The sequence below is a fragment of the Mesorhizobium sp. M4A.F.Ca.ET.022.05.2.1 genome, from assembly GCF_003998845.1.
In the GTDB taxonomy this organism is placed as follows: domain Bacteria; phylum Pseudomonadota; class Alphaproteobacteria; order Rhizobiales; family Rhizobiaceae; genus Mesorhizobium.
Window position 1 is genome coordinate 1 of sequence record NZ_RZOJ01000323.1, and the last position, 6,829, is coordinate 6,829.

6 protein-coding genes are annotated in these 6,829 nt (G+C 65.0%); 3 read left to right on the forward strand and 3 right to left on the reverse strand.

The genetic code is table 11. The features are described from left to right. From EN745_RS26215 to EN745_RS26230, 3 genes are all read left to right on the forward strand, one after another. Positions 1-310 (forward strand): ABC transporter permease subunit (locus EN745_RS26215; RefSeq protein WP_145992138.1); only part of this gene is annotated, 310 nt, incomplete at its 5' end. Then, on the forward strand, positions 307-1,368 hold the full coding sequence (locus EN745_RS26220) for a Gfo/Idh/MocA family oxidoreductase (protein ID WP_126056909.1): 1,062 nt from the start codon (positions 307-309) through the stop codon (positions 1,366-1,368). The genes EN745_RS26215 and EN745_RS26220, both read left to right, overlap by 4 nt. A 226-nt stretch (positions 1,369-1,594) precedes the next feature. Then, positions 1,595-2,593 (forward strand): ABC transporter ATP-binding protein, encoded by a 999-nt coding sequence (locus EN745_RS26230; RefSeq protein ID WP_127422613.1) that lies wholly within the window; start codon positions 1,595-1,597, stop codon positions 2,591-2,593. A 192-nt stretch (positions 2,594-2,785) separates the two neighbouring features. Here EN745_RS26230 and EN745_RS26235 read toward each other — a convergent pair whose 3' ends face one another. The 3 genes from EN745_RS26235 to EN745_RS26245 all read right to left on the reverse strand — a co-directional run. Beyond that, positions 2,786-3,631: a fumarylacetoacetate hydrolase family protein gene (locus EN745_RS26235; RefSeq protein WP_127422614.1), complete on the reverse strand. Its 846-nt coding sequence runs from the start codon at positions 3,629-3,631 to the stop codon at positions 2,786-2,788. 193 nt (positions 3,632-3,824) lie between these two features. Beyond that, positions 3,825-4,556, reverse strand: coding sequence for an SDR family oxidoreductase (locus tag EN745_RS26240; protein ID WP_126056906.1), 732 nt, complete (start codon positions 4,554-4,556; stop codon positions 3,825-3,827). A 182-nt stretch (positions 4,557-4,738) separates the two neighbouring features. Then, a partial coding sequence (locus EN745_RS26245; protein ID WP_127422615.1) for an aldehyde dehydrogenase family protein occupies positions 4,739-6,829 on the reverse strand: 2,091 nt, incomplete at its 5' end.

Consider the following 6,829-nt stretch of genomic DNA (forward strand, 5'->3'; position numbering starts at 1 on the left):
CATCGACGGTCTGTCGGAATACACGATCTTCTTCCGGCTGGTGCTGCCGCTGGTGCGCCCGTCCATGGCGACGGTTGCCGTCTTCACCATGATCCCGATCTGGAACGACCTGTGGTTCCCGCTGATCCTCGCGCCGTCGGAGGAGACCAAGACGGTGACGCTCGGCGCCCAGCTCTTCCTCGGCCAGTTCGTCACCAACTGGAACGCGATCCTGGCGGCGCTGTCGTTGGCGATCGTGCCGGTGCTGATCCTCTACGTCATCTTCTCGCGGCAGCTGATCCGCGGCATCACCTCGGGAGCCGTGAAGTGAGTTCGCAAAAACCTCTTCGCGTTGTCGTCGCAGGGCTCGGCAATATGGGCCGCAGCCATGCGCTGGCCTATCACACCAATCCGGGCTTCGAGATCGCCGCGCTCGTCAACCGCTCCGACGTGCCGCTGCCGGAAGGGCTCTCGGGCTACGGCATCAGGCGTTCCTTCGAGAACGCGTTGCGTGAGGAGAAGCCTGATGTTGCCGCGATCGCCACCTATTCCGACAGTCATGCCGACTATGCGGTGCGGGCGTTCGAGGCCGGCTGCCATGTCTTTGTCGAAAAGCCGCTGGCAACCACGGTGGCCGACGCCAAACGCGTCGTCGCCGCCGCCAAGGCCAACGGCAGGAAGCTGGTGATCGGCTACATCCTGCGCCACCATCCGTCCTGGGTCAGGCTGATCGCCGAGGCGCGCAAGCTCGGCGGTCCTTACGTGTTCCGCATGAACCTCAACCAGCAATCGTCAGGCCACACCTGGGGCACGCACAAGCAGCTGATGCAGACGACGTCGCCGATCGTCGACTGCGGGGTGCACTATCTCGACGTCATGCTGCAGATCACCGATGCCAATCCGGTCGAGGTGCGCGGCATGGGGGTCAGGCTGACCGAGGAGGTCGCGCCTTCGATGTACAATTACGGCCACCTGCAGGTGCTGTTCGAGGACGGCTCGGTCGGCTGGTATGAGGCCGGCTGGGGTCCGATGATCTCGGAGACCGCCTTCTTCGTGAAGGACGTCATCTCGCCCAAGGGCTGCGTGTCGATCGTCATGAAGGAAGGCATCAAATCCGACGACATCGACACCCACACCAAGACCTCGACCATCCGCTTGCACAGCGCGGCGACCGGGGCGGACGGCAGATTCGCGAAACAGGACGAGTTGCTGTCCATGGAAGGCGAGCCCGGCCATCAGGAGCTCTGCGACCTCGAGCAGGCCTTCCTGCTCAAGGCCATCCGCGAGGACATCGACCTCACCCGGCATATGGACGACGCGGTCAAGTCGCTCGCCGTCTGCCTCGCCGCCGACGAAAGCGTGCGCAGCGGTAAGGTGGTGCGGTTGTGACAAGGGAACTATCGTCAGAGGTTGCACTCTACGGCGCCCCCCTTTGGCCTGCCGGCCATCTCCCCCTCAAGGGGGGAGATCGACTATCGCATCTACTTTCGCCAATCACCAACGTTGCAAGGCGGATGCCTTGGACGAAGCTGCCAATCTCCCCCCTTGAGGGGGAGATGTCCGGCAGGACAGAGGGGGGTGCCTTGGCGCCCACGCATAAATTTGGAGGTCTGCCGTGGGTTCGCTGAACATCGAGAATGTGAAAAAGGCTTTCGGGCCGGTCGAGGTGCTGAAAGGCATCGACCTAGAGGTCAATGACGGTGAGTTCGTCGTCTTCGTCGGCCCTTCCGGCTGCGGAAAGTCGACGCTGCTGAGGGTCATTGCTGGGCTTGAGGATTCGACCTCGGGCCGGGTTGTGATCGACGGCCAGGACGTCTCCGTCACGCCGCCCGCCAAGCGCGGCATCGCCATGGTGTTCCAGACCTATGCGCTCTATCCGCATCTGACGGTGAAGAACAATATGAGCCTCGGCCTCAAGCAGGCCGGCACTCCGGCGGCCGAGATCGACCGCCGCATCGGCATCGCCTCCGCGATGCTGTCGCTGGAGCCCTATCTTGAGCGGCGTCCGGCCGAACTTTCGGGCGGCCAGCGCCAGCGCGTCGCCATCGGCCGCGCCGTGGTGCGCGAGCCTAAGCTGTTCCTCTTCGACGAGCCGTTGTCGAACCTCGATGCAGCGCTTCGCGTCAACACCAGGCTGGAGATCGCGCAGCTGCATCGCCGCCTGAAAGCGACGATGATCTACGTCACCCACGATCAGGTCGAGGCGATGACGCTGGCCGACAAGATCGTCGTGCTCAACGCCGGCCGCATCGAGCAGATCGGCGGCCCGATGGAGCTCTACAATTCGCCGGCGAATGAATTCGTCGCCGGCTTCATCGGTTCGCCGAAGATGAACTTCATCGACGGCGCCAGGCTCGGCGAGACGGTGAAGACCGTCGGCGTACGGCCCGAGCACCTGACCGTCGACACGACATCAGGCGCCTGGAAGGGCACGGTGGTGCACGCCGAGCATCTCGGCGCCGACACCAACCTCTATCTCGACTGCGAGAAGGCCGGGCTGCTCACCGTGCGCATCTTCGGGGTCTACAACGCCGAGCCCGGCTCGACGCTCTATGCGACGCCGGATCCGGCGAAGACGTATCGGTTTGGAGCGGATGGGAAGGTGCTGAAGTAGGCGCGACCTCGCCTTCTCCCCTTGTGGGAGAAGGTGGATCGGCGCGTAGCGCCGAGACGGATGAGGGGTGTTCCAGCGGAGTGCGCCCTCTAGGATTGAAGGCATCCCGGGCGCTTGGCAGCGCTCCAACACCCCTCATCCGGCCGCTTTGCGGCCACCTTCTCCCGCAAGGGGAGAAGGCAAGGTCGCGCTTTACGCGTCCGCCTTGAAGGTCTGCTTCTGCTGGCCCAGCCCTTCGATGCCGAGCTCGACCACGTCGCCGGCCTTCAGGAACACCGGCGGCTTCATGCCGAGGCCGACGCCGGGCGGCGTGCCGGTGGAGATGATGTCGCCCGGATGCAGCGACATGAACTGGCTGAGATAGGAGACCAGATAGGCGACGCCGTAGACCATGGTCTTGGTCGAGCCGTTCTGCATCGTCTTGCCGTTGACGGTTAGCCACATCTTGATGTTCTGCGGGTCGGCCACCTCGTCCTTGGTGACCAGCCAGGGGCCGATCGGGCCGAACGTGTCGCAGCTCTTGCCCTTGGTCCACTGGCCCTGGCGCTCGGCCTGGAAGGCGCGCTCTGACACGTCGTGCGAGACGCAGTAGCCGGCAACATAATCCAGAGCCTCGGCTTCCGAGACATATTTCGCGGTCTTGCCGATGACGACGCCGAGCTCGACCTCCCAGTCGGTCTTGACTGAGCCGCGCGGGATCAGCACATCGTCGTCTGGCCCGACAATCGCCGAGCTCGCCTTCATGAAGATGATCGGCTCCGGCGGCACTGTGGCGCCGGTCTCGGCGGCATGATCGGAATAGTTGAGGCCGATGCAGATGAACTTGCCGGTGCCGGCAACGCAGGCGCCTATGCGCGGCTTGCCGGAAACCGCCGGCAGCGATTTCGCATCGAGCTTCGACAGCTTATCCAGCGATTCCGGATGAAGCGCCGTGCCGCCAATGTCGGCGACATGGGCCGAGAGGTCGCGGATCGTCCCATCCGCATCGAGCAGGCCGGGACGTTCGCTCCCCACCTCGCCATAGCGCAGCAGTTTCATCTGGATTTTTCTCCTACTTGCGGCCCGTGGCCGTTTGCAAACTCTCCGCCGAGGCGACGGCTCCCTTGCGGAAACCGGGCGGACCGTACCCATCGCGCCGGTCCCGGGCAAGCACGGACGCCGCTTCTGGCAGCCGGCGCGCGGGATTTTCAGAGTTCTCGATCCGGACCGCTCCGAACGTTCCGGGCCGAGGTCAGATCGACCAGCCGCCGTCGATATTGTAGGCCTGCCCTGACGTATAGGTGGCGCCGGCCAGGTAGACGGCGAGATCGGCGATTTCTTCCGGCGTGCCGAGGCGTCCCATCGGCTGGCGGGCGATGAAGGCGGCGCGGGCCGCTTCGTAATCCCCCTGCGCATGCATGCGGTCCTGCAGCGATGGGCTCTCGACCGTGCCCGGGCAGATGGCATTGCAGCGAATGCCCTTGGCGACATAGTCGGCAGCGATCGCCTTAGTCAGGCCGATGACGGCGGCCTTGGTGACACCATAGGCGAAACGGTTGGGCACGCCCTTGCCGGCGCCGGCGACCGAAGACATGTTGATGATCGATCCGTCGCCGCGCTCCAGCATGCCCGGCAGCACGGCGCGGATGGTGCGGATCATCGCGCGCACATTGAGGTTGAAGGCGAAGTCGAGGTCGGCGTCCTTCATCTCGAGGATCGAGCCCGCATGGACGAAGCCGGCGCAGTTGAACAGCACGTCGACCGGGCCGATCTCGGCGATCGCGGCGTTGACCGCCGCGTCGTCGAGCACGTCCAGTTTGCGGGTCTTGATGCCTGACGTCCTGGCGAGTTCGGCGAGCAGCGCCTCGTTGATGTCGGTGGCATGGACCATGGCGCCGGCCTTGGCGAAAGCCAGTGCGCTCGCCCGGCCGATGCCTTGCGCCGCCGCGGTGACAACAACCACCTTGCCTGCCAGATCCGCCATTCTTTCTCTCCAGGTTCTCGCGAGCGTTTTAGCGGCAGCCAGGCGGGACGCAATGTGCCAGGCGGACACTATGGTCCCGCCTGAGCCGCTGTCTGCTGGAGGCCAATTGTTTTTTCTCGGTAAAGAACATTTCCGAACCCGTCAAGCCCGAAGGCTGCGACAAACGCCGCACCGGTCAGGTGTCAATCGCCGTAGGGCACCCAGACGTTCTTGACCTCGATGGCACGGCGCAGGAACGCCTCGCCGGCGGCGTCGTCCGATGCCCAGTCGAGGCCGCGGCCATTGCCGCTCCAGACGCGCTTGAGGTTGCCGATGGAGTCGGCCTCCGCCTTGGCGCAGGTCTCGGCATCGGCGAACACCCACAGCCCATCGACATCGTCATGCTTGGCCAGCACGCCGGCGAGCTCGGCGCCGCGGCCGGTGACGATGTTGATGGCGCCAGCCGGAATGTCGGAATATTCGATCACCTGATAAAGATCGGTGGCCAGCAGCGGATAGCGCTCCGAGGGCACGGCCACCACGGTGTTGCCCATGGCGAGCGCCGGCGCCACCAGCGAGATGAAGCCGAGCAGCGGCTGATTGTCGGGCGCCACGACGCCGACGACGCCGACCGGCTCGTGCAGGGCAAGCGTGACGGCGCGCGCCGGCGGCTGGTGCACGCGGCCCTCGAACTTGTCGGTCAGGCCGGCATAGAGGAACAATCGTTCGATCGACTGCTCGACCTCCTCGCGCGCGGCCTTCGCCGTCACGCCGGTCAGCTGGACCAGACGGGCGGCGAACTCGTCGGCGCGGCCGGACAGGTTTTCAGCCAGATAGTAAAGCACCTGGCTGCGATTGAATGCGGTCGCCTCCGGCCACGCCTTGCATGCGCGGGCAGCGGAAACCGCATCCCGGATGTCCTTGCGGTTGCCGAGACCCACTTCGCCGGCAAGCCTGCCCTTGGAGGTTGCGATGGCGAGCGAATAGTTGCCGTCCGGCCGGACCTGCTTGCCGCCGATGAACAGCTTTGCCGTGCGGTCGATGACGGTGCCATCGGCCTGTTCAACAGGCTGAGCTGAAGCGGCAGCCGCTGCCTTGATGACCGGGCCGAGCGGCAGCTTCGCCGCCAGATATTCATACATGCCCTCGCGTCCGCCCTCGCGGCTAAAACCGCTTTCGCGGTAGCCGCCGAAGCCACAGGCGGCGTCGAACATGTTGGTGCCGTTGACCCAGACGACGCCGGCCTTCAGCTGTGGCGCGACATGCAGCGCAAGGTTGATGTTCTCGCTCCAGACCGAAGCGGCAAGCCCATAGCGTGTGTTGTTGGCGAGATCGATCGCTTCCTCGGTGTTGCGGAAGCTCATGACTGCCAGCACCGGGCCGAAGACTTCTTCCTGGGCAAGTATATTAGCCGGCGAAACACCGGTGGCGAGCGTAGGCAGGTGGTAGTAGCCGGAAGACGGCAAGGCCGCGTCCGGCTGCCAGCAGATGGCGCCCTGTTTTGCTCCTTCGGCGACCAGCCCCTTGACCCGGTCGAGCTGGCTGCGGTCGACCAGCGGCCCGATATCGGTGTTCTTGTCGAGTGGGCTGCCGAGACGCAGCCGGCTCATCCTCACCTTGACCTTGGCGATGAAGGCATCGGCGACGCCTTCCTGCACCAGCAGGCGCGAGCCGGCGCAGCAGACCTGACCCTGGTTGAACCAGATGCCGTCGACCAGGCCCTCGACGGCGCTGTCGAGATCGGCGTCCTCGAACACGAGGAAGGCCGACTTGCCGCCGAGCTCCAGCGACAGTTTCTTGCCCGATCCGGCGGTCGCCTTGCGGATGATCTTGCCGACCTCGGAGGAGCCGGTGAAGGCGATCTTCTGGATGCCGGGATGGTTGACGATCGCCGCACCCGCTTCCGGCCCGCCCTGGACGATGTTGACGACGCCCTTGGGAACTCCAGCACGCTCGCAGATCTCCGCGAACAGGACAGCGGTCAGCGGCGTGAACTCTGCCGGCTTCAACACCACCGTGCAGCCGGCGGCGAGCGCCGGGGCGATCTTCCAGGCCAGCATCAGCAGCGGGAAATTCCAGGGAATGATCTGGCCGACGACGCCAACACCCTTGTGATCGGGAAAATCCCTGTCCAGCGCCTGCGCCCAGCCGGCATGGTGGATGAAATGGCGGATGGCCAGCGGCACGTCGATGTCGCGGCTCTCGCGGATCGGCTTACCGTTGTCGATTGATTCCAGCACCGCGAACAGGCGCTGGTGGCGCTGCATGGCGCGGCCGATGGCGTAGAGCACCTT